This is a genomic window from Microbacterium sp. NPDC087592 (assembly GCF_044743585.1).
In the GTDB taxonomy this organism is placed as follows: domain Bacteria; phylum Actinomycetota; class Actinomycetes; order Actinomycetales; family Microbacteriaceae; genus Microbacterium.
This window is the reverse complement of record NZ_JBIUWT010000005.1, coordinates 1-17,464: the sequence shown is the minus strand read 5'-3', so window position 1 is coordinate 17,464 and position 17,464 is coordinate 1. Positions and strand designations below refer to the sequence as shown.

General features: G+C 63.2%; 30 protein-coding genes and 1 tRNA gene. 2 read left to right on the top strand and 29 right to left on the bottom strand.

Annotation, left to right across the window (positions count from 1 at the left end; translation table 11 throughout):
- Window positions 1-532 precede the first annotated feature (532 nt).
- From ACIOTO_RS19770 to ACIOTO_RS19630, 29 genes are all read right to left on the bottom strand, one after another.
- Window positions 533-700 (bottom strand): hypothetical protein, encoded by a 168-nt coding sequence (locus ACIOTO_RS19770; RefSeq protein WP_400859217.1) that lies wholly within the window; start codon window positions 698-700, stop codon window positions 533-535.
- Window positions 697-1,137 carry a hypothetical protein gene (locus tag ACIOTO_RS19765; RefSeq protein WP_400859215.1) on the bottom strand — a complete coding sequence of 147 codons (441 nt, stop codon included), beginning with the start codon at window positions 1,135-1,137 and terminating at the stop codon, window positions 697-699. The genes ACIOTO_RS19770 and ACIOTO_RS19765 overlap by 4 nt, the downstream gene beginning before the upstream one ends.
- Window positions 1,134-1,298, bottom strand: coding sequence for a hypothetical protein (locus ACIOTO_RS19760; RefSeq protein ID WP_400859214.1), 165 nt, complete (start codon window positions 1,296-1,298; stop codon window positions 1,134-1,136). Before ACIOTO_RS19760 ends, ACIOTO_RS19765 begins: the two co-directional genes overlap by 4 nt.
- Before the next feature lie 40 nt (window positions 1,299-1,338).
- Window positions 1,339-1,551 carry a hypothetical protein gene (locus ACIOTO_RS19755; RefSeq protein WP_400859212.1) on the bottom strand — a complete coding sequence of 71 codons (213 nt, stop codon included), beginning with the start codon at window positions 1,549-1,551 and terminating at the stop codon, window positions 1,339-1,341.
- Window positions 1,552-1,594: 43 nt separating this feature from the next.
- A tRNA-Ala gene (locus ACIOTO_RS19750) sits at window positions 1,595-1,665 on the bottom strand.
- A 222-nt stretch (window positions 1,666-1,887) separates the two neighbouring features.
- Entirely contained in the window at window positions 1,888-2,142 is a 255-nt protein-coding gene (locus tag ACIOTO_RS19745; RefSeq protein WP_400859210.1) for a hypothetical protein, read from the bottom strand.
- Window positions 2,139-2,762, bottom strand: a complete 624-nt coding sequence (locus ACIOTO_RS19740; protein WP_400859208.1) for a hypothetical protein — start codon at window positions 2,760-2,762, stop codon at window positions 2,139-2,141. The genes ACIOTO_RS19745 and ACIOTO_RS19740 overlap by 4 nt, the downstream gene beginning before the upstream one ends.
- A 309-nt stretch (window positions 2,763-3,071) precedes the next feature.
- A complete protein-coding gene (locus ACIOTO_RS19735) occupies window positions 3,072-3,578 on the bottom strand; it encodes a hypothetical protein (RefSeq protein ID WP_400859206.1) in 507 nt (168 codons plus the stop codon).
- Entirely contained in the window at window positions 3,575-4,120 is a 546-nt protein-coding gene (locus tag ACIOTO_RS19730; protein WP_400859205.1) for a hypothetical protein, read from the bottom strand. The genes ACIOTO_RS19735 and ACIOTO_RS19730 overlap by 4 nt, the downstream gene beginning before the upstream one ends.
- Before the next feature lie 85 nt (window positions 4,121-4,205).
- Complete coding sequence (locus tag ACIOTO_RS19725; RefSeq protein WP_400859203.1) at window positions 4,206-4,634, bottom strand: hypothetical protein; 429 nt, start codon at window positions 4,632-4,634, stop codon at window positions 4,206-4,208.
- Window positions 4,631-6,091 carry a DNA cytosine methyltransferase gene (locus ACIOTO_RS19720; RefSeq protein WP_400859201.1) on the bottom strand — a complete coding sequence of 487 codons (1,461 nt, stop codon included), beginning with the start codon at window positions 6,089-6,091 and terminating at the stop codon, window positions 4,631-4,633. Before ACIOTO_RS19720 ends, ACIOTO_RS19725 begins: the two co-directional genes overlap by 4 nt.
- Complete coding sequence (locus tag ACIOTO_RS19715) at window positions 6,088-6,588, bottom strand: hypothetical protein (protein ID WP_400859199.1); 501 nt, start codon at window positions 6,586-6,588, stop codon at window positions 6,088-6,090. The genes ACIOTO_RS19720 and ACIOTO_RS19715 overlap by 4 nt, the downstream gene beginning before the upstream one ends.
- A complete protein-coding gene (locus ACIOTO_RS19710) occupies window positions 6,585-6,815 on the bottom strand; it encodes a hypothetical protein (protein ID WP_400859198.1) in 231 nt (76 codons plus the stop codon). Before ACIOTO_RS19710 ends, ACIOTO_RS19715 begins: the two co-directional genes overlap by 4 nt.
- Window positions 6,812-7,033, bottom strand: a complete 222-nt coding sequence (locus tag ACIOTO_RS19705; RefSeq protein WP_400859197.1) for a hypothetical protein — start codon at window positions 7,031-7,033, stop codon at window positions 6,812-6,814. The genes ACIOTO_RS19710 and ACIOTO_RS19705 overlap by 4 nt, the downstream gene beginning before the upstream one ends.
- A complete protein-coding gene (locus ACIOTO_RS19700; protein ID WP_400859196.1) occupies window positions 7,030-7,407 on the bottom strand; it encodes a hypothetical protein in 378 nt (125 codons plus the stop codon). Before ACIOTO_RS19700 ends, ACIOTO_RS19705 begins: the two co-directional genes overlap by 4 nt.
- Window positions 7,408-8,353: 946 nt before the next feature.
- The gene (locus ACIOTO_RS19695) at window positions 8,354-8,725 is read right to left on the bottom strand and encodes a DUF4326 domain-containing protein (RefSeq protein ID WP_400859194.1); all 372 of its coding nucleotides are present in this window, start codon (window positions 8,723-8,725) and stop codon (window positions 8,354-8,356) included.
- A 2-nt stretch (window positions 8,726-8,727) separates the two neighbouring features.
- Complete coding sequence (locus tag ACIOTO_RS19690) at window positions 8,728-8,991, bottom strand: HNH endonuclease (protein ID WP_400859271.1); 264 nt, start codon at window positions 8,989-8,991, stop codon at window positions 8,728-8,730.
- 29 nt (window positions 8,992-9,020) lie between these two features.
- A complete protein-coding gene (locus ACIOTO_RS19685) occupies window positions 9,021-9,629 on the bottom strand; it encodes a helix-turn-helix domain-containing protein (protein WP_400859192.1) in 609 nt (202 codons plus the stop codon).
- Window positions 9,622-9,852, bottom strand: coding sequence for a hypothetical protein (locus ACIOTO_RS19680; protein WP_400859191.1), 231 nt, complete (start codon window positions 9,850-9,852; stop codon window positions 9,622-9,624). The genes ACIOTO_RS19685 and ACIOTO_RS19680 overlap by 8 nt, the downstream gene beginning before the upstream one ends.
- A complete protein-coding gene (locus ACIOTO_RS19675) occupies window positions 9,849-10,742 on the bottom strand; it encodes a PD-(D/E)XK nuclease-like domain-containing protein (protein ID WP_400859189.1) in 894 nt (297 codons plus the stop codon). The genes ACIOTO_RS19680 and ACIOTO_RS19675 overlap by 4 nt, the downstream gene beginning before the upstream one ends.
- Window positions 10,739-11,365, bottom strand: coding sequence for a hypothetical protein (locus ACIOTO_RS19670; protein ID WP_400859187.1), 627 nt, complete (start codon window positions 11,363-11,365; stop codon window positions 10,739-10,741). The genes ACIOTO_RS19675 and ACIOTO_RS19670 overlap by 4 nt, the downstream gene beginning before the upstream one ends.
- Window positions 11,365-11,514 carry a hypothetical protein gene (locus ACIOTO_RS19665; protein WP_400859186.1) on the bottom strand — a complete coding sequence of 50 codons (150 nt, stop codon included), beginning with the start codon at window positions 11,512-11,514 and terminating at the stop codon, window positions 11,365-11,367. Before ACIOTO_RS19665 ends, ACIOTO_RS19670 begins: the two co-directional genes overlap by 1 nt.
- A 133-nt stretch (window positions 11,515-11,647) precedes the next feature.
- Window positions 11,648-11,812 (bottom strand): hypothetical protein, encoded by a 165-nt coding sequence (locus ACIOTO_RS19660; protein ID WP_400859184.1) that lies wholly within the window; start codon window positions 11,810-11,812, stop codon window positions 11,648-11,650.
- Between the two features lie 61 nt (window positions 11,813-11,873).
- Window positions 11,874-12,050: a hypothetical protein gene (locus tag ACIOTO_RS19655; protein WP_400859183.1), complete on the bottom strand. Its 177-nt coding sequence runs from the start codon at window positions 12,048-12,050 to the stop codon at window positions 11,874-11,876.
- The gene (locus ACIOTO_RS19650) at window positions 12,047-12,343 is read right to left on the bottom strand and encodes a hypothetical protein (RefSeq protein WP_400859181.1); all 297 of its coding nucleotides are present in this window, start codon (window positions 12,341-12,343) and stop codon (window positions 12,047-12,049) included. The genes ACIOTO_RS19655 and ACIOTO_RS19650 overlap by 4 nt, the downstream gene beginning before the upstream one ends.
- A gap of 630 nt (window positions 12,344-12,973) precedes the next feature.
- A complete protein-coding gene (locus ACIOTO_RS19645) occupies window positions 12,974-13,849 on the bottom strand; it encodes a hypothetical protein (RefSeq protein ID WP_400859179.1) in 876 nt (291 codons plus the stop codon).
- 449 nt (window positions 13,850-14,298) lie between these two features.
- Window positions 14,299-14,493 (bottom strand): hypothetical protein, encoded by a 195-nt coding sequence (locus tag ACIOTO_RS19640; protein ID WP_400859177.1) that lies wholly within the window; start codon window positions 14,491-14,493, stop codon window positions 14,299-14,301.
- A gap of 169 nt (window positions 14,494-14,662) precedes the next feature.
- Window positions 14,663-14,851 carry a hypothetical protein gene (locus ACIOTO_RS19635; protein WP_400859176.1) on the bottom strand — a complete coding sequence of 63 codons (189 nt, stop codon included), beginning with the start codon at window positions 14,849-14,851 and terminating at the stop codon, window positions 14,663-14,665.
- Between the two features lie 315 nt (window positions 14,852-15,166).
- Complete coding sequence (locus ACIOTO_RS19630; RefSeq protein WP_400859174.1) at window positions 15,167-15,976, bottom strand: phage antirepressor KilAC domain-containing protein; 810 nt, start codon at window positions 15,974-15,976, stop codon at window positions 15,167-15,169.
- A gap of 417 nt (window positions 15,977-16,393) precedes the next feature.
- Here ACIOTO_RS19630 and ACIOTO_RS19625 point away from each other — a divergent pair, with 417 nt between their 5' ends.
- Together ACIOTO_RS19625 and ACIOTO_RS19620 are read left to right on the top strand one after the other, a co-directional pair.
- Window positions 16,394-16,813, top strand: coding sequence for a hypothetical protein (locus ACIOTO_RS19625; protein ID WP_400859173.1), 420 nt, complete (start codon window positions 16,394-16,396; stop codon window positions 16,811-16,813).
- Window positions 16,814-16,820: 7 nt separating this feature from the next.
- Complete coding sequence (locus tag ACIOTO_RS19620) at window positions 16,821-17,273, top strand: ImmA/IrrE family metallo-endopeptidase (RefSeq protein ID WP_400859171.1); 453 nt, start codon at window positions 16,821-16,823, stop codon at window positions 17,271-17,273.
- Window positions 17,274-17,464: the final 191 nt, after the last annotated feature.

Genomic DNA, 17,464 nt, shown 5'->3' with positions numbered 1-17,464 from the left:
TCGTACGCAGGATTTTCCACAGCACCTTCCCGCGGAGCGGAGGGGGCGGGTGGGGGTCCGGGCGGGGGCTACCGGAGCGCTGGGTGTGTTTCGCCTGGGTGGTTGAGTTGTGGTCGTGGTGTTGCTGCACGTGCTGTTGCTGCTTGTGCTTGGGTCTCACGGTTGTGGTGCCAGTGGCAGAGTGTGCGGACCATGGCGACTGTGGTCTGTTCACCTTCGTGCCATTGCCCTATGTGCGCGGCTTCGAGGCGTGTGGTTTCCGGGCAGCGGTTGCCGTCGCGTTGGGTCTGCGTGCATCTGTGCCCGTCTCGCTCGAGGCAGGCTTCGCGCACGGCGGTCGGGACGTGGGTGGGGCGGTTGTTCTCCCAGGCCATCCCTCCCCCTTAGTCGTCGTCCCAGTAGTCCCGGCCAGGCCTCATGATGTGGCGTACGGGGCGTCGGGATTCCTTTGCCTCGGCGATGTCGCGTTCTTCGCACATCCACGCTGCTCGCATGGACGGGTAGGTGTCGCCACACATCTCGCAGTCGGTGGTCATGGTTCGTCCCTGTAGGCGTGGTCGATGCGTGTGGCGAGGGCGGCGAGGTTGTCTTCGATGCTCACGATGTAGTCGATGAGCTCGGCGCGAGGCATGCGGGCGAGTTCGCGGCGGCGTCGGAGGTTGGTGCGAACGGCGTCGTGCACTTCCCGAATGTCGCTCACGGCGTCTCCTCTGTGAAGGTTGCGGAGAAGATGCCCAGTACTGCTGACCCGAGTTCACCCATCAGGTAGGCGAAGTCTTCGTTGCCGGAGTGCATGTGCTCTTCGACGTGCTTGCCGTCGTCGTAGTCCAGGCCGTAGATGTGCTGTGCGGCGTGGGCGACCTCGTGGATGATCACGAGCGGGTTCAGGTGCGTCTTGGCCAGGCGGATGATCGCGACGGTTTGGTCTTCATCCCAGTGACCATCCGGGCCGACTCGACCGCGCGTAAACCCGTGGCAGACGCCGGCAGCCTCAGTGAACGTTCCGGTTTCGCCCGACCAAGCGTTGTGCCGTGTCGCCGCGCCTCGGAGGTGGTTTACGTCGGAGTACAGCCGGATCTCGACGGTGCGTGGCTTCCCCGTGACGTGTGTCGTCACTTCCCACGTGCGCGCGCTCACGGTTGCAGCACTCCCTTGATCCATGTCCGCATCTTGGGTGCCCAGTTGGTGGGGTCTGCGGGTTCGTCGTGGTTGAAGAGCAGGTCGAGCGTGGGTTGCTTGACCGCGTATATGAGGATCGAGAGGCTGATGCCGGCGACGATGCCGAGCGTGATCTTCATGCCCTCTCCTCGCATACTTCGGACTTAATGCACATATTGGCTATCCGTGTACGAGGTGCGAGAGATCCAATATCTTCGCGCCTTTGGCGATCAGGTCGTCCCGGTGTTCGTGGCCATGGTGGGCGCAGAATGCGGCCGTCAGGCCTGAGGGGTAGCGCACGTAGACGTAGGCGCGGACGAACGCGGGTGCGTCCTTGTTGTTGTCGCACGCGATGCACGTGTCGTCTGTGACCTCGATGACATGCACGATCACCCTCCCTTGGTGGAGTGGGGTGGAGTCGAAGGAAAGGAGATTGTCGGGACGGGTGGACTTGAACCACCAACTCAGGGCGCTACCCTGCCGCTCTGCCGTTGAGCGTAGTTCCCGGTGTGCCCGCCGCAGCCGTACTGGCTCGGGCGTGTGTAGTTGGTGAGCTCCCGTCATGGGGTGCTCTATGTGCCGCGTGTCATTGCGGCGTCCTGCGACCGAGCTAACCGCGACGCTGGGTCAACGATCTGCCGGGAGGAACAGAAAAGCCTCAGACGAGAGGCGTCTGAGGCTGGTTTTTCACACAGTGGTGGAAGGCATCTCCCATCGTACAGGATGAAACTACATGCGTGTAGTTCGATTCCGCGTGTCGTTTCGTGCCGTGATCTTCCCCGCGGTGAGTGTGAGCATCAGCGTGGGTTGCCTGTTCGGTCCCGCATATCTGACAGCGAGATCACTGTCGGCCGCGATCCAGCTTGTGATGTCCTGTCCGTCGACCGTGACGCGTGTTCCTCCGTCCTGGTAATTGACGATCTCGATGCGGTTGGAGATCGGCGGGTAGGGCACGATCTCCGCCTTCGGGATCTCCTCGATCATGCTGTCTCCTTGTCGTTGAGTTCGTCCGCGAGTTCTTCCATGGCGTCGCCGCCGATCCAGACGGCATCGCAGGCGCGGCAGAGAACCTTGGAGTTCTTCCACATGTGGTCGCTGTCGGGCCGGTAGGTGAGGGCGAGGGGGTTGGTGATCCGCTCCCCCATGTCGTTGACGTAGGAGCCTTCCCCGCAGACGGGGCAGGGTGCGGTGATCTCGATCACCTTCGGCGGGTTCACCATGGCCCGGATCTGTGCCGCCCATGCGCGCATCTGCCCGATGTAGAACTCTTCCGGTTCGTCCCGGGCGAGGAACGCGGCTTGCCAGGCTCTGAGGTCGGTCACGGGGTCACGGGTGACCTGGTCGCCTTTCATTCCGGCCATGTGGCACCAGTCGCCGATCTGCGACGTGATCACGGTGGCCTTGTGGAGGGCGTCGCCGTCGAGGACATTGCGAGTGGATGGTGAACCGCCCGCCCCTGACCCGGAGTTCAGGGATGAGGATACTGCTTCGCGCAGCTGCACGAGGAGGGCGTCTTCGGTTGCCCACGTGAACCCGTCGTCGGTTTCGATCTTGACGTTCTTCGGAAGGGTGAGGTCATCCACCACGTCGTTGAGTTCGGTCATCGGGTTCTCCTTGGTAGCCATGCAGCGTACGGGCCGCGCGGGATGAAGTTGGGAATGTCCTTCGCGGTCGCGTTCTGGAACGTCTGCGCGCTGATGTACCGCTTCTTTCGAGCCTGGATAGATCGCAGCCTGTTAGTGATCCTCACGTCTCCTCCTTCGTGTCGTGACAGGCACACTCACAGGGCGTGGGCTCGTCGGTCTGGTTGTTCCATGCATCACCCGTACAGGCCGCACACTTCCCGTCCCTGCAGTCGGGGCTGAGGATGTCGTAGATCAGCGTTCCGTTTGGCCCGCCCTTGAACGCTGGACCTATGGGTTGCTCAACCGGCATCCGTCGTTCCCCCCCTGCTTCACCGACACGCGATACGGGTTGCGTGCGAACCGGTCGCCGAGGAACGTCCGGTGTTCGGGAAGACCGTGACGATCCGTGAATCCCTCGTCCCATGCTTCAGCGCGCACCTCGGCATCGCGAGCGGCCAGCCAGCGGTCGAACGCCGCCGCGCGTGCCTGCTCGCGCGACTTCTCCGCCTCGTCGAGTGCTACCCACGGACGCGGCTCCCCACCCGTCTCGACGTACTCCCGGATCTCCTCGGTCGTCGGTGCGTACTCGCTCATCGGTTCTGGCGTGGCCGTGGCCAGGTAACGCACGACCCGCTCATCCTTTGCTGCGTCGCTCTGTGGTTCGGTGCGACGGAAGCCAGCCGCGTCGAGTTCGGTGGCAAGTCCGGGCGCATCCATACCGCGAATCGCTTGCCATGCCTCGCCCTTGCTCAAGAAGTCAAGCAGGTCGTTCTTGTTCGCCCGACCGGCGCTCATCGCACACCCCCGCCCCCAGCAGCACGCAGAGCGGCGGCAACGGGGTTGTGCTCGGCGGCGACTTCGAGCCAGCGCTCCCGGTCCTCTGGGGCTTCCGGGACGCCGTCGAAACCCGAGACGCACCAACCGGCCGAGCAGCACGGGCACGTCTCGCATGCACCGCTGCCGCATCCGTTGTCGCAGCACCACACGCCCTCGCTACGCGCCTCGCCGACGAGATCTTTCAGACTCGACGCGATGCTCAGGTCTTCCAACGTGAGGGCTCGCTCCGGTATCTCGGAACGAGTGAACCCGGCAGCGAGCACGGCATCTGCGATCTGACGGTCGATCGGCCGGAGCGTTACCCCGTCCCATGTCGGGTTGGCCCACCCCTGTTCGATCACGAACGCCAGCGCTTCCCGCTCGTCGTCGGTCGGGGTGTGTGCCTTCTCGAACACGGCCAGGGCAACGCGGGCGAGTTCACGCGCACTATCCATCGAGTCGACGGTCACCTCGACGATCGCCTTTGCGGCTTCCTCGATCAGCTTCTCGTTGTCAGTCATCGCCCCTCCTCCTGGTCTTCCTCGTGGATGCCGAACCGGGTGATCTCGTCGCGCTCGTCGGGCGTGAGGTCAGGTGTGGGATTGCTCATGTGAGTCTTTCCTTCGTGAGTTGATCGACCGCATCGCTGCGATGGGTCAGGTCGGTCACGATCACCTCGAAGTGAGGTGTCGCGTTCGGTCGGTACTCGATGCGGGGCATGAGCTTGACCATGTGGGCGGGGTCGTCATCCGCGACGATGTGCGCTGACACGCCCTTGTCGGCGGCGAGGCCATCGAAGATTGCTTTCGCGAACGGCGCAGCGTTGTCGGCGTCTCGGCGTCGTTTGTCCGTCACCACCCAGATCACTTCGACCTGGCATCGCTGCATGGGTTCGATCCCTGCCGCCCATGCGAGGTACTTGACCTGTGCGCGAACCTCAGCCGTTGACTTCGACTTCACGGCCCAATGCGTGCGGTCGTTCGCCGACAGCCCCTTGGGTGGGCGTTCGTATGGGAGCTCGAGAGTCCAGCTCATCCGGCTACCTCCGCGAATACGTGATCCCATGCGTCTCGTTCTCCCGCGGGCGCGAGGAGGGCAGACAGCACGGCTTGGGCGAGTAGTGGCGGGACTGCGTTGCCGATTGCGAGGAATCTCTCTCCTTGGTTGCCAGGCCACGCCATGTCAGTAGGGAACGACTGCAGCGCGGCAGCCTCAAGGTAGGTGAGGCGGAGAGAGGTTCCCGACTGCTCGCCGTGCTCGTGGTGCTCACGGGCCGTGATGCGCGGGTCGCCGGCCACGGTTATTGCTGGGGCGTCCAGCCATTCCCAGTCGCGTAGTTCCTCACGGAACACGAACCCACCAGGTTCCATCCCGCCTGCATTGCCCCGGATCGTGAAGGCAGGCTGATCCAGGGTTCTACCCGGCCGCTCACCGTGGCGCTCCACCATTCCGGCGCCCATCGCCTTACGGGCGACGAACCGGAACGAGTCTGCCTGGCTGGTGATCGTCTGAGCGGGCATCTCAACCGATCGTGAGTGGTACTCCGTCTCCCCACGCGGGATCTGGTTGCCGCGGAGCACCCAGTCGTCGCTCTCCGTGTAGCGGGCGAGCTTGGCGATCGGTTCCGCTCCTCCGGTCTCGACTCCGCCGCCCGTGATGGTGGGTGACGGGCGCGATGCCAGTCCGAAGCCCAGTGCCTCGGCCATGCTGACCCACTTCTCGACGCCCGGATCAAGCCGGTTCGGTTCAGTGGAGTAGTAGCGGGAGTGTGTCGGGGCAGGTGGTGAGACCTTCCCGTCAAGTCGTGCCATGAGAATCGCTCTCTTCCGGGTCTGCGGCACCCCGTACTGTTCCGCGCGGAGGATGCCCGCCCACACCGAGTAGCCGAACGTGCGGAGGACTCGCGCAATGGCATGCCATACCGGCAGCACCTCGGGCACCTGCTCCAGTGCGACGAGTTCGGGGCGGTGTGCCCAGATGTGCGCGAGCGGGGTCAGCACTAGCGCGGTGCGTGGGTCCATGTGTTCTGTGAGCCCGTGGAGGCTTGCTGCGTCCTTCCACCGCTCCTCGTCGATCGCGGTCAGAACGTCATCCAGTGCGGCCCTGCCCTCACCGTTCCCGGCCATGCTGAACGTCTGGCACGGCGGGGAAGCGATGTAGACCCGGTGAGCGGGGACAAGCCACGGGTGAAACAGTCCTGACCAGACGTCCCGGTAGATAGTGCGCATGCGGTTCGCTGATCGGATACGGATCAGGCTCGCGGCGTTATCCACCCCGTACTCCCGGATGCCGAGACGATGAGACGCGACACCCCAACCGACGCCGGCGAAGTGATCGATGGCGACGGTCTGCGATGTCGTTGCATGGAACTCATGCGGGAACTGACTAGGCGAACCACACACCGCACAGTGCCGGCGTGTGACCGGGTGGCGACGGCCGCACTCGCCACAGTCGATGATCGGAATCCCCGTCTGCGTGGTCTCCCCATTCACGAAGAAGCCCCCGTGGCTGCGGGGGCTGGGCGTCGGTTCCGGTCGGGGTTTCGTTCGTATCCGGCGTTGCGGCGGGAGCCGGTGACCTGACGGCGGTGGAGTCCGAGCTTTTCGGCGATCTCCCGGTCCGTGAGTCCCGCGTTGAGGAGTTCGCGGAGGGTGTGGCGTGGGATGAGTGCGAGCCCGTCGCCGCGTGCCTTGTTGGCGGCCGCGCGGCCATCTTCGTGGCTTGCGCGAGCGCGTGCCCCTGGTCGGGCCCGTTTGGCCGTCAGATCGGCTTCTGCGGCTTCCCGCGCTTGCTCCTCTTCGGTGGCGACGATCTCGGCGGGGGTCATCCCTGCGTTGACCTGTCTCCTGAACGCCCAGTCGCCGACGTAGCGAGTGTGTACGGTGCGGCAGGAGACCTCTGCAGGGCAGTGAGCGGTGTTGCAACCACCCTGGAAGCCCTCGATCGTGCCGTGCGGGTAGGTGTTGCTGGTGATGACGTCGGCATTCATCGGGTCTCTCCCTCGATTTCGTCGATATTGAAGGCGAACCGCCACTTGATCGAATCCCTGGCAGCAGAACGCACCGCTTCATGGATGGGCAGCGATGGATCCAGGGACATCAGGAACTCACGGTCCGTGGCGAGGGTGAGCCCGTTCGCGAGAACGTGCGACAGCATGTCGACGTATCGCTCGTAGTGCTCCATCGACTTACCGGTGACGGCTGTCTCAATGCTCATGCGATGCTCTTCTCTCGTTCGCCGGCGAGGTATCGCCGCAACTGTTCGGTCTTCTCCTGGAAAGCGACAGCGAGTGTGTGCTTCACGGGGAGGACGATGATGCGTTCCCGGTGGAGCCTGCGTCGTCGTGTGGGTGAGTTCTGGAGGTCGGTGATGAAGTCGGTGAACCATTCGTCTGAGAGTCCCCAGTCGGTTGGTCGTCCTGGTGTTGGGGTCATGCTTGCGCTCCGTCTCCGATCGGCGTGGACGACTGCACTTCGAGCCACCAGGTGTCTTCCCACTCGACCCGAACCGGGTACGTGCCGAGGCCGAGGCCTTCGAACGTCTCGATGTCGCCGATGTACTCGAAGACGTGATCGAGCGCGCACGCCTTGGTGTCGTGAACGATCCACTCGCGATTGTCGTAGTTCCACCAGTGCTCGAGGCCGTGCCTCTTTCGCTCGGTGTCATAGTCGGGGTTCATCGCCTGGCACGACTTCCGTGCACACGGCTTACCCACCATGCAGTCGTTGCCGTGCGTGCCGCCGAACTCGTAGTCGTAGTCGTCGTTCTCCTCGTTCGGAAGTCGCGTGATCGTGACCGTGTGACTCATGTCTTCCTCCGTCAATGAGAAAGGCCACTACCCCGGGCGGGGTGGTGGCCTTGTGGATGGTTGGTCGGCGTCTATGGCCGATAGGTGCAGCGTGAGCATGTTCCGTCTGCGACGAGTTGATGATTCCCGTCCAGGCAGATCATGTCGGCTGTCACGGTGAATGGTCTCGGTGAGGGCTTCGATCTCTCTGCTGCTTGGACGCGCTTGTATCTCTCGCGAGCTGTTCCGCACGCTCTGCATGGTTTGTCGGTGCCGGTGGGATGGTTGGGGCAGAAGGGGGAGAGTGACGCGTCAGCGTCCTCCCCTCCGTTCCTCTCCTTTCCCTTCCCCTCCCCTCCTGGCGTGAGATCACGCAAACTCGCGTGAGTTTCAGTGAGTTCCGCAGAGTCGAGGTGAGCGCAGACGGGGCACCGTGAGGCCCAGCGGGTATCCACACGCTGATGATCCGTGAACGTCGGAATCGACAAATACCGCTTCCCGCCTGGTAATTCCATACGCTCCACGCGTCCAGCGGCGATGAGCATGTCGATGAGTTCAGCCCCATCGACCATGTCCGCAGGAAGCACCTTGAGCTTCAACCCGAGTGGGTCGTCGGACATGTGCCCCCGATCGCAGGCGTGATTCCACATTCCGATGTAGAACAGCCGAGCTTCGAACGGAAGAGCGATCATCGCACCGTCTGTCCAGAACTCGGGCTTGATCGTTCTAATGCGGGCCATCGGCTCACCCTCCTTTCAGTCGAGGCATCGGCATGGCCTGATGCAGAAGCAGTCCGGGCAGACAACCTCACGGGGTCCGATATCGAACTTGGACCGCTTCGGGGTGCACTGGTCGTGCCGCAGCTGGTCGTCATCGTCGTACCGCACCGCGTCGCCGGGATGGATGCGAGATCCACATTCCGCGGCACAGGTTCCGTCGTAGCGGGCCGGGAACACATGACCGGGAGTCATGACTGGTCCCGGTTCGCGATCTCGAGCAACACGTCCGCGTGACACGGCTGGTCGAGCGGGCACCAGCAGGCGAGGTTTTTCCCGCGCAGATCCTCCACTTCTCGCGGGCCTGGACGATTACTCGGACGGTCACCGATAGCCCAATTCGTCATCCAGAAGTCTCGGTACATCTGAACCGCGACGCCAGGTGTGATGCGGACCGTCTGAACCACGTTCCCGATGAAACGGCCTTCGTCCTCGTAGGCACGGATGACGATCTCGCCACCGACCTTGTACGGGTTGCCCCACTTCGACGGCCGCGCCACGACGACGGTGTTCTCGGGCTTGCGCCACCCCTTCTTCCGGGATAGCTGGATTCGTTCAGGCATGGTCAGTCCTTCAGGTAGATGAGTCCCCAGTGGTGCAGGAACAGTTCTTCGGCGGGGTCGCAGCGCCCAGATGGGAGCGACCACCCTTGAGGTGGGTTCGGTCCGTGAGCGAGGCCGTGGCAGCCGGTGTGGTTCCCCCACCCGCACAACGCGACGAGATTCGCCAGGGTGTGTTTCCCGCCTCGGGACCGGTACTTCCGGTGATGCAGTTCGAGGGGTGCGATCTTGCCGCACCCCTCGCATCTGCCCTGTGCCCGCTCGTGCACTGCGGCACGGATCTTCGCGGGTATCGCGCTCACGTCCGGAACCGGATGAGCTCGGCCAGGTGCTGGCCTTCGTTGAACCGCAAGGGCCTGGTCCCCTTCTCCACTTGGGAGACAGTTGCTTGAGACCACTGGAACCCGCGATCAAACATGCCTGTCGCAAGCTCCCTCTGTGACAGGCCGGCGCGTGTCCGTGCGGTGGCGACGTCGGCGCCGATCTGTTCGTCCGTCTGCGGCGCGCTGACCTTCGCCACCTTCGTGGCGCTGTCGAGAATGCCGAGGTTGCGGAGCGCCCTCGAGCGGGCGATGGTGTCGGCCGATTCGAGGGGTGACCCGGCGATGACTGGGCTTTCCGAGTTCGTGGAGCCTTGCGCCCAGGCGTCAGCGTCGGCACCCTCCGCGACTGGGACGCCCTTGGGGCGCTCCCTGTACGCGAACCCGATCATGACGTAGGTCACGTTCCCGTCCGGGTGCTTGATGGTGTCGTAGATCTTCGAGCCCACGTACCCGTTCGGGTGTGCTTCGCGGAATGCGGCGAACCGTTCCGCTGCGGTCACGAACTCTTCATCCATGACCTGTGCGTGAGGTTTCGGGAGACGGGATCTCCTCGTGTCTTCGGGGATGTCGATGTCGTCAGCCATTGCGGTTCCCGTCTGATTTGAGGCGCGCCACGATGGCATCGAATGCCTGTCCGCCCGGAAGTCCCGCCCTGTGAACACCCAGAGCCGCGTGGCCTGCCGCCTGCGCAACCGTCAGCTTCGAACGGAAGGCATTCCGAGGTTCGAGATACCACTTTCCCGCCCTGTCGTAGCGCACGATGTCGTGCCCGTTGGCACTCACTCCGTGAACAGTCCGGTTGGTCATGCTGTTGCTCCTTCGAACTCGTCGATGTAGGCGTTCACGTTCCAGACGGGTGCCTGGAGGATTCCGATAGGCCCACCACTGCGGGTCTTGTACCCGGGCCACTCCCCCGTCTCGATCGCACGGGCGTACCGTTCACGGGCCTCCCGTGCCCGTCTGCGGGCCATGAGGAGTTCGTCGGCACCGAGGACGTGCACGGCAGTGAGATAGGGCGCGTGCGCCTCCACCACGGCGAACAGGTACGGAAGATTGTCGCCGGTGATGAGGTTGTACGTGTGCTCGTACATGGCTTGCTGGATGTCATATCCGAACCGGAACGCGTGGATCGCGAACTCCGATTCGGACGCGTCCCCTGCCGTGGTTTTCAGGTCCACGATCCGCGGTCCCAGCCAATCCAGCCGACCCCGCAGCGCGACCCCTGTGTCGGGGTCGGTGGCAAACATCGACACCTCAGGGTCACCCGATGCGAGCAACGCCTTCACGGTCGGATTCGACAGCACCGATTCGGCCATGATGTCCACCACCCGGGCAGTGACCCGCTTCACGGGGATCAGCCCACGGTCGCGGGCGTCCGCTTCGAACGCCTTCGCTGCCTTGGTGGAGATGGCCCCGTTCGATGCGAGAACGTTGTCCAGTTCGGTCCCGTCGTACTCGAACCGTTCCGGGCCGTTCCCGTCCGGGTAGATGGCAATGTCAGCGCCGACGCCGAGCACCTTCGTGTGCACGCTGGACCCCAGATCGAAACCAGCCTTGGGCTCCTCCGGGTGCTCCACGTAGTGCTTGTAGTGCGCTGGTGACTGGAGGATCTTCTTCGCCCCGGTGGAGCTCAGCCCCGGTTGGCGGTGATAGACCTGCTCGTCGAGTCCGTAGACCAAACCGTTGTAGTCCGTCACGATGCATCCTCCGGCCAGATGCGACGACCAGCAGTGATTGTCGGGTCAGTCGGATCAAGGACAGACCCTCCGCCTGTTGGCACGAATCCCCACCGGCCCTGACTGCCCCATCGCGTGTACTTGTAGAGATGCTCGTCACCCGACAACGCCATCCCGTGAGCTATGTGCAGAACCCAGTGATCGCCTGCATCAGGAGCGTGCCAGGGCTTTCGCTCCGGGTGAGCCTCGAAGTAGGCCCGAGCCGCGAGCACGTGGCCGACGCGATGATCCATCGGGGGGCCGCCCTGGTCTTCCTCGCGGACATAGCCCTTTGTCATGCCGTCGGAATCACGGAGGATCACAAGGTCGAGGTTCGGGCCGAACATGCGCTCGAACGCTTCGTCCGGGTTCGAGTAGACGACGTAGTCGGGGTTCTCCGGCCACCGCCACCGTCCGAGGGCTTCGTCACGCTCATGCTGGAAGAACTCACGGAGAGCAGATGCCTGAGCCTTGTTCAAGTAGGCGGTGCGACTGATCGTCTCCGCGATGTCGGTAAGGCGCTCCCGCGTGTGGTCGGTGACAGTCGTTCTACCGCCGACCTCAACGCGGATCGTTCCGCCGTTGCTTGCCGTGAACTCGGTCATCACATCTCTCCCTGCTGAAGACGCGCGATGGTGAGCGCGTTGAGCGCCGCCGTCTCCTTCGCTTCCACGTACTTGTAGTGGAGCTCGGCGGCGTACTTCTCTTCTTGTGCGATCTGGAGTCTGTGTTCGAGTTCAGCGATCGATGTCATGTCTGGTTCCTTTCACCCAAAGCAGGCCGTGCAGGCGCAGTGGGGGACGATGGTGGGCCGACGTGTGCACGCCGGCGAGGGGTTGTGTGGCGGCTGTCCCGGTGTCGGCTCGACGCACCTGGGGCAGCCGGGGTCACCCATTGAGATCGCCATCCATCGCGGACTTGAATAGCTCGATGTCGAACGATTCCCAATAGGCATTGATTGCGTCGGATTCGCGCTTCATGCATCCAGGTCGCGTGCACTCATGCCAGACATCGGCATCACCAGCTTCGTAGCGTTCTTCACGCACCGCCATGAAGCGTCCGCAAGCTGGACACTTCTGCTGGTCTGGAGAGTGGGGGTCAAACGGCCTCGGCTCACCCATTGAGGAGCACCAACCCGTAGACGAACCACCCGCCGACGAGGGCGCCAGCGATTCCGGATGACACGGCGGTGAACGCCGCCCATGCTCGGGTGTCACGTAGGGGGACGAGGCGTATGGGTCTGGTGTCGGCACGCTCCACCAGGACAGGAGGGATGCTGTTCGTCGTCATGACCCACTCCCAACCTCGTCGTCTGGCGACAGGTTGAGCGGCACGACATCCGCCCACGGATCAGCGACGACGAGATGGGCCGCGATGATCTGATCGGGAGAGATCACCTTGTCGTCCATGCCTGCGCCCCATCCGAGCGGAGGGAGCATCGCGAAAACGGTCTCGTCCGTGCCGTGCAAAGCCGGGTCGAGAACGATCGCGAGGCAATCGCTGAACGTCCCGTCGTAGCGATAGTGACCTGTGATCCGCCAGATCGATCCCGGCGCAGCATTCGTGTGGTCAGTCATGGTCATGTCTCCGAATCTCGTGTTTGGCGGCCTGTTGCCCGCTGCCGTGACAGTCGAGGCATTCGATTTCGTCTTGGTAGTCGGTTCCCTTGCGGACCGTCGTGCTGCCCCATCCGAAACAGGGGCGGCAGTAGTCGTGGATGGCCGGGTTTGGTCTGCGCTCAGTCATCGCGGCGGCCATGGGATCCGAACCTGCGCTGACTCGGTGGCGGCAACACTGCGGGCCTCACGTGGGTGCGCTTCCGCGAGATGTGCCCGAAACAGACACTCACCATCACCGGGCTCGAACTGATCACCTATCGCGACGTCGCAGATCCCGCATCTGACCTCAACGGATGCACTCATTGCCCAGCTCCTTCGTTCGTCGTCGAATGAGTGAGGGCCGGGCTGATCCCCAGATCGCCCGGCCCTGCACTGGTTCGGCATCCCACATGCCGGTTGGTGGTGGCAGTCCCCCAGGACTGTCACCGTTCCCACGCCCCCAGGGCGGGAAGAGAAAAGGGGCTGGTGTGTGATGCACCAGCCCCAGGGGGTCTCTCGGGAGTTACGTGCGAATTCCCACCCGCACGATCACTCAGAACCGATCCCCTCGTGCCCGTGCGCCGATCTGTGAGCGCACGCACGGGCCTGAACGCGTCACACCGAACGCGTCCAGAAGTCAGGATCTGTATCCGGTGTCAGTTCGTTCCCTGCACTGTCGGGCGGGAACTCCGAAACCATCTGATCGAACGATTCGAGGATGGGGATGTCCGGATAGTTCCGAGCGACCAGACGAGCAGTATGCGGCTTCACAGAGGTTGGTATGTGAAGCGCGACGATCCGAGCCTTCATGCAGCGGAACCCGCGCGAGCCAATGACCGTTTCGCCGTATCCCTCGATAACGGCAGACACGCGGCCCTCGTCGTGGTAGTCGTTGGATCCGTCGTAGTAGGCGTAGAAGCCGTGCTTGCAGTCGCTGAGCGTGTGCGGCTGGTCGTAGTCGATGGGCTTCTTCTCAGTCTCGCCGACACTCAAGCCGCCTCGAACGTTGAGCGTGAAGCTGAACTGTGCCCAGAGCGCATCCGACCGATTTCGACGGCACTCCGCTTCGTTCTCGCCCGGTGTCCAGATGTGCTTGTACGTCACACCGCGCAGGCGTCCGAGGGCGTCGACGTCGAAGGCGCGGACGCCCCTGACGACCCCGACCGCGAACCCGACCTCTTCCAGCACGGGATCGATCATCAGGCCTGTGCCAGAGAACTCATCCATCTTCATGCGGGCACTGGTTCCTGCTCCGGTACCGTCGCTGGAACCGTGGACGGAACTTCCAGCGGCTCCAGTTCGATGTGTTTGCGCTCTTCCCCAATATCCCCCATCGAAGGAGAACGACGGGACGTTGACGTGAAGAGGAACGGAGACACTGGAGATCGCTCCGAGCGCTTCCGACGCCCGACGAGCTTCGACAGCATCGGCCTCGGCGCGGTTGTTGTAGTAGTTGAGAGGATCATGCTTCTTCCTGTTCTTCCGTGACATGGTGTTCCTTTCCGTGCGCAGCCGGGATTCGAACCCGGACAACCCCTTACGGCTCTGCGCTGCCACTAACCCTGTGGCGTGGTTCCGGGCGACCAAACCCCGGCCAACGTGACGCATCACCCTGCGTCTTGGTTCCGCCCGTGCAGCTATGGCGGCGAACTGTCGATATTCCTTCGACTCCACCCGGTTGCGTTCCTGAGGGGCCTGGGCTGCCTGCCCTACGGTCCATTCGTCCTCGTGCACCACAGGTCCACCGGTCCCCCACACGTCTCGTCGTGGGTTCTCCCTGATCCCGTAGCCCCCATCTGGGGGTGTCCGACCCCGATGGCGTGGGGCCGGCATATCTTCACCGGTTGTGTTTGTTCAGTTGTCAGCGCGCACCTGTTTTCGGGTACGCCGAGTAGCGCTACCCCCAGCGACGGGAGTAGAGCCGGATCAGATGACGGTGATCAGCCGGAGAAAGACGCCAGACGGGTTAGGACGCGACGGGCGTGTTCGATTTGGGGATGATTGGTGTTGCCGCCCGAGAGAAACCCGCCCAGAAAGTCGGCGAGACATCCGTCCGCTTCGGCTCGCCGCGCTGCCAGCAGGATCGGACTCGTCGGGTTGGTCTGCGGGTACAGGGTGGAAGCGAACTGAGTCACGATGCACGCTCCTTGATCAGATGCGCAGAACACGGCGGTTCGAGTTCGGACGGCCACAGATAGGTAGCCACCCAGCGAGACCAGTGACGGTTGCACAGTGGGATGTCTTCTGATCGGTCGACCATTTGATTGCCGATACTGTCCGCCTCGCACATCCGGCACGACTCGTTCATCGCACACCTCCGCACGATCGCGGGTAACGGTTCGAACGGATGCCAGAACCAGTCACCACAACCGGATCCTGCGCTCGGGTCGACTCGTAGTAGCGGATCGAGTCACGCACGGCCAGGACGATCACACCGATCCACGCGACGATGATGGCCGGGATCGCGAACCAGAGAGGCAGGGTGTCAGTCACTTCGACACCTCCACAAGGTGCTGGGTGATCTCTTCCTGAGCTGCGGCGACGCCGAACTCTTGAGCAGTGACAGTGCGACCATTCAATGTCGCCGTCCCATACTTGGGGCGCTGCTCACCCTCCCAACCGCACGTGCACGCGGCCTGGAGAGAAGCGCCACGGATCGAGCCGGCGACAAGCGTCCGGTGAGACGTCATGACGACACCTCCACCCCAGGCTGGAAGCTTGCAAGCCCCGCCTGAGACGAGAACACTTGCTGCTCCTGTTCCCCGTGGGTCTCCACACCCGGAACCACTGTGATGACACTCGGATCGGTCACGATGCCACCGCCTCAAGGTGGCGTGCGAGGAACTTCCCGATCGCGGGAAGCGCCGGCTGACGGATGTAGAGCGTCTGTCGCACCTGCCCGTTGTGATGACGGGGTGCGTTGTGCTGCGGGCGGAGAGCGAACTTCTCACCGTGCGCGGCGGCGGCCCGGTACTCGACCTCGTCGACCATGCGGTTCTTGGTCTCGGACCAGCGTCGGCCGATCTTCTGCCGGTACACCCAACCTCCAGCGATCAGGCGGTCCCGGAGCTCGGTCTCCTTGACACCGAGTTCGGATGCTGCAGCACGGAAGGTGGCGACGTCGTCATGGTCAACGAACTGCTCCACGTACTCGACCTTGGGTGCATCCTCGGCAACCTTCGCCTCGAGCTCCTTCACCCGGTTCGAGGTGATCTGCAACGCACGCGCCACGATCTCGTCATCCGCCATCGGCGCCGCGATCTCCTGCTTGCGGGTCTGCACCGCGAAGTACTGCTGTAGTGCCGCGATCTCCGGCTTCGACCCGTCCGCGTTCTGGAACAGGATGTAGCAGGCGTACCGGGTGAGTTGCAGGTCTTCGATCTCGCGCCGTGCACCGGACCCCGTCTGGACCATTTTCGTGACCCCACGAAAATGGTCGGACGCGTCCAGCCCGGACGCGTTCACGGACGAGATCGCCCGGTTGATTGCCTTCGACCAGTTCTCCCAGCGCTCGTAGCCGGCGAAGGGCATGAGGTCACGGGCGGACCAGATCTCACCATCGGTCAGGGTGATGATCTTGAGGTCGTCAAGCTGCACCCTCAGGTCGAGGGCGCTCATGATGCTCTCCTCGCCTTTGCGCGGGAGGGCTGAGCCCATGCGTCCTGCTGAGGCGGAGTGATTCTCGACGCCTCAGGAGCGCTGACTTCTCGTCTCTCTGCCCTGCGACGGGCGGAGTCGTTCAGATCGTAGACCGTGATGCCAAGGTGGTCTGCGATGTCCTGCAGTTCGGCAGCGGTGTACCCTGTCTGTCCGTGGTACTTGCTCGCTGCGGTCGGGCGGCTTCTGTGGATGACCCCCGCCAGATGCGTGATGGTGTTGCATCCCGCTTCAGCGAGTCTGCCCCTCACCGCGTCTGCCAGGGACGTCTGGTAGTCCGTGTCAGCAATTCCTGTCATGCCTGAGACGCTACTGCAGTAATTACTGATCGTCAACAGCGAATCGCAGATTGGTCAGTAATTGGCGTACTCTGGGCACATGGGAGCTAAGTCGCACATGGATCCGCAGGGTTTCTCAGCCGACCTGAACGAGTACCTCAAGAAGGTGCTCTCGGACAACGGCAAGGTCGACCGCAGCGGCAGGTGGCTGGAAGAGGTCACCGCGGGCGCACGGAGCTACGACTACTGGTCGAAGATCGTCAAGGACACGCGCGCGATGACGACGAACGACATCCAGGTGCTCGCCGACGCCTTCGGCATCTCAGCGTTCGACTGGGTGACGTACACGCAGATGCACGCGGCAGGGGAAGAGACTCCCACGCTCGTCTTCAATGTCGGCGGTCACGAAGAAGATGTCAACGTGCTCACCGCGGAAGAGGAGCTCGAATTGCGCCAGAGCGATGTAGACCTGGCGGCCTACCGCGGACGCAACGAGGCGGAGCACCCACGACCTGAGTAGGGGGATCATGCTGCGCGACCTGATACAGCACGCCGGGAGACTTGGCGCCGGCGTCCACTTCGGGCCGATCAACGGAGACGACGAGCTGCTCGGATACTTCCTCCCGAATCGACGACTCATCGTCGTCAAGATCGGCATGACCCAAGCGCAGTCACGTTGGGTGCTCGCGCATGAGTGCGGCCACGCCTACTACCAGCACCGATGCAAGGGGCTCTACGTCCGCGACTCGGCAGAACGGCAGGCCAACGCCTACGCGGCACGCCTGCTCATCGATCCCGACGAGTACGCAGAGCTCGAGCGGATCAACCCCGACCAACACTGGCTCGCAGAAGAGTTCGGCATCGTCGCCGAGGGGATCTATGCGTACGAGGAACACTGCCTCACCCGGCTTCGTGGTCTCACGTACGCAAGTGCACGCATGGGTGTCGACCAGTGGGCCCACCGGTCCGTTCCGGCGTAGAAGCCTGTAGGCACGCCTTCAAGTCAGTAATTGCAGGCACACCTACATCACTACAAAACGCTGGATTTCCGATCTAGCAGTAATTACTTGCATGAGTTAGACTCGAACCACATCAAAATCCGCGTGATTCTGCGGCAATATGGGTACAAACTGGGGTCAGTGAATACGGGTTCGAGTCCCGTTACTCACCC

What these genes read in the sequence shown, in the direction of transcription:
- ACIOTO_RS19685 (WP_400859192.1), bottom strand. Translation starts at nt 9,629, where the DNA reads ATGGCTGACGACATCGACATCCCCGAAGACACGAGGAGATCCCGTCTC.
- ACIOTO_RS19645 (WP_400859179.1), bottom strand. Translation starts at nt 13,849, where the DNA reads ATGTCACGGAAGAACAGGAAGAAGCATGATCCTCTCAACTACTACAAC.
- ACIOTO_RS19650 (WP_400859181.1), bottom strand. Translation starts at nt 12,343, where the DNA reads ATGACCATGACTGACCACACGAATGCTGCGCCGGGATCGATCTGGCGG.
- ACIOTO_RS19715 (WP_400859199.1), bottom strand. Translation starts at nt 6,588, where the DNA reads ATGAATGCCGACGTCATCACCAGCAACACCTACCCGCACGGCACGATC.
- ACIOTO_RS19660 (WP_400859184.1), bottom strand. Translation starts at nt 11,812, where the DNA reads ATGGCGGTGCGTGAAGAACGCTACGAAGCTGGTGATGCCGATGTCTGG.
- ACIOTO_RS19620 (WP_400859171.1), top strand. Translation starts at nt 16,821, where the DNA reads ATGCTGCGCGACCTGATACAGCACGCCGGGAGACTTGGCGCCGGCGTC.
- ACIOTO_RS19760 (WP_400859214.1), bottom strand. Translation starts at nt 1,298, where the DNA reads ATGAAGATCACGCTCGGCATCGTCGCCGGCATCAGCCTCTCGATCCTC.
- ACIOTO_RS19725 (WP_400859203.1), bottom strand. Translation starts at nt 4,634, where the DNA reads ATGAGCTGGACTCTCGAGCTCCCATACGAACGCCCACCCAAGGGGCTG.
- ACIOTO_RS19695 (WP_400859194.1), bottom strand. Translation starts at nt 8,725, where the DNA reads ATGCCTGAACGAATCCAGCTATCCCGGAAGAAGGGGTGGCGCAAGCCC.
- ACIOTO_RS19680 (WP_400859191.1), bottom strand. Translation starts at nt 9,852, where the DNA reads ATGACCAACCGGACTGTTCACGGAGTGAGTGCCAACGGGCACGACATC.
- ACIOTO_RS19655 (WP_400859183.1), bottom strand. Translation starts at nt 12,050, where the DNA reads ATGACGACGAACAGCATCCCTCCTGTCCTGGTGGAGCGTGCCGACACC.
- ACIOTO_RS19710 (WP_400859198.1), bottom strand. Translation starts at nt 6,815, where the DNA reads ATGAGCATTGAGACAGCCGTCACCGGTAAGTCGATGGAGCACTACGAG.
- ACIOTO_RS19665 (WP_400859186.1), bottom strand. Translation starts at nt 11,514, where the DNA reads ATGACATCGATCGCTGAACTCGAACACAGACTCCAGATCGCACAAGAA.
- ACIOTO_RS19735 (WP_400859206.1), bottom strand. Translation starts at nt 3,578, where the DNA reads ATGAGCGCCGGTCGGGCGAACAAGAACGACCTGCTTGACTTCTTGAGC.
- ACIOTO_RS19670 (WP_400859187.1), bottom strand. Translation starts at nt 11,365, where the DNA reads ATGACCGAGTTCACGGCAAGCAACGGCGGAACGATCCGCGTTGAGGTC.
- ACIOTO_RS19625 (WP_400859173.1), top strand. Translation starts at nt 16,394, where the DNA reads ATGGGAGCTAAGTCGCACATGGATCCGCAGGGTTTCTCAGCCGACCTG.
- ACIOTO_RS19705 (WP_400859197.1), bottom strand. Translation starts at nt 7,033, where the DNA reads ATGACCCCAACACCAGGACGACCAACCGACTGGGGACTCTCAGACGAA.
- ACIOTO_RS19700 (WP_400859196.1), bottom strand. Translation starts at nt 7,407, where the DNA reads ATGAGTCACACGGTCACGATCACGCGACTTCCGAACGAGGAGAACGAC.
- ACIOTO_RS19730 (WP_400859205.1), bottom strand. Translation starts at nt 4,120, where the DNA reads ATGACTGACAACGAGAAGCTGATCGAGGAAGCCGCAAAGGCGATCGTC.
- ACIOTO_RS19745 (WP_400859210.1), bottom strand. Translation starts at nt 2,142, where the DNA reads ATGATCGAGGAGATCCCGAAGGCGGAGATCGTGCCCTACCCGCCGATC.
- ACIOTO_RS19740 (WP_400859208.1), bottom strand. Translation starts at nt 2,762, where the DNA reads ATGACCGAACTCAACGACGTGGTGGATGACCTCACCCTTCCGAAGAAC.
- ACIOTO_RS19630 (WP_400859174.1), bottom strand. Translation starts at nt 15,976, where the DNA reads ATGAGCGCCCTCGACCTGAGGGTGCAGCTTGACGACCTCAAGATCATC.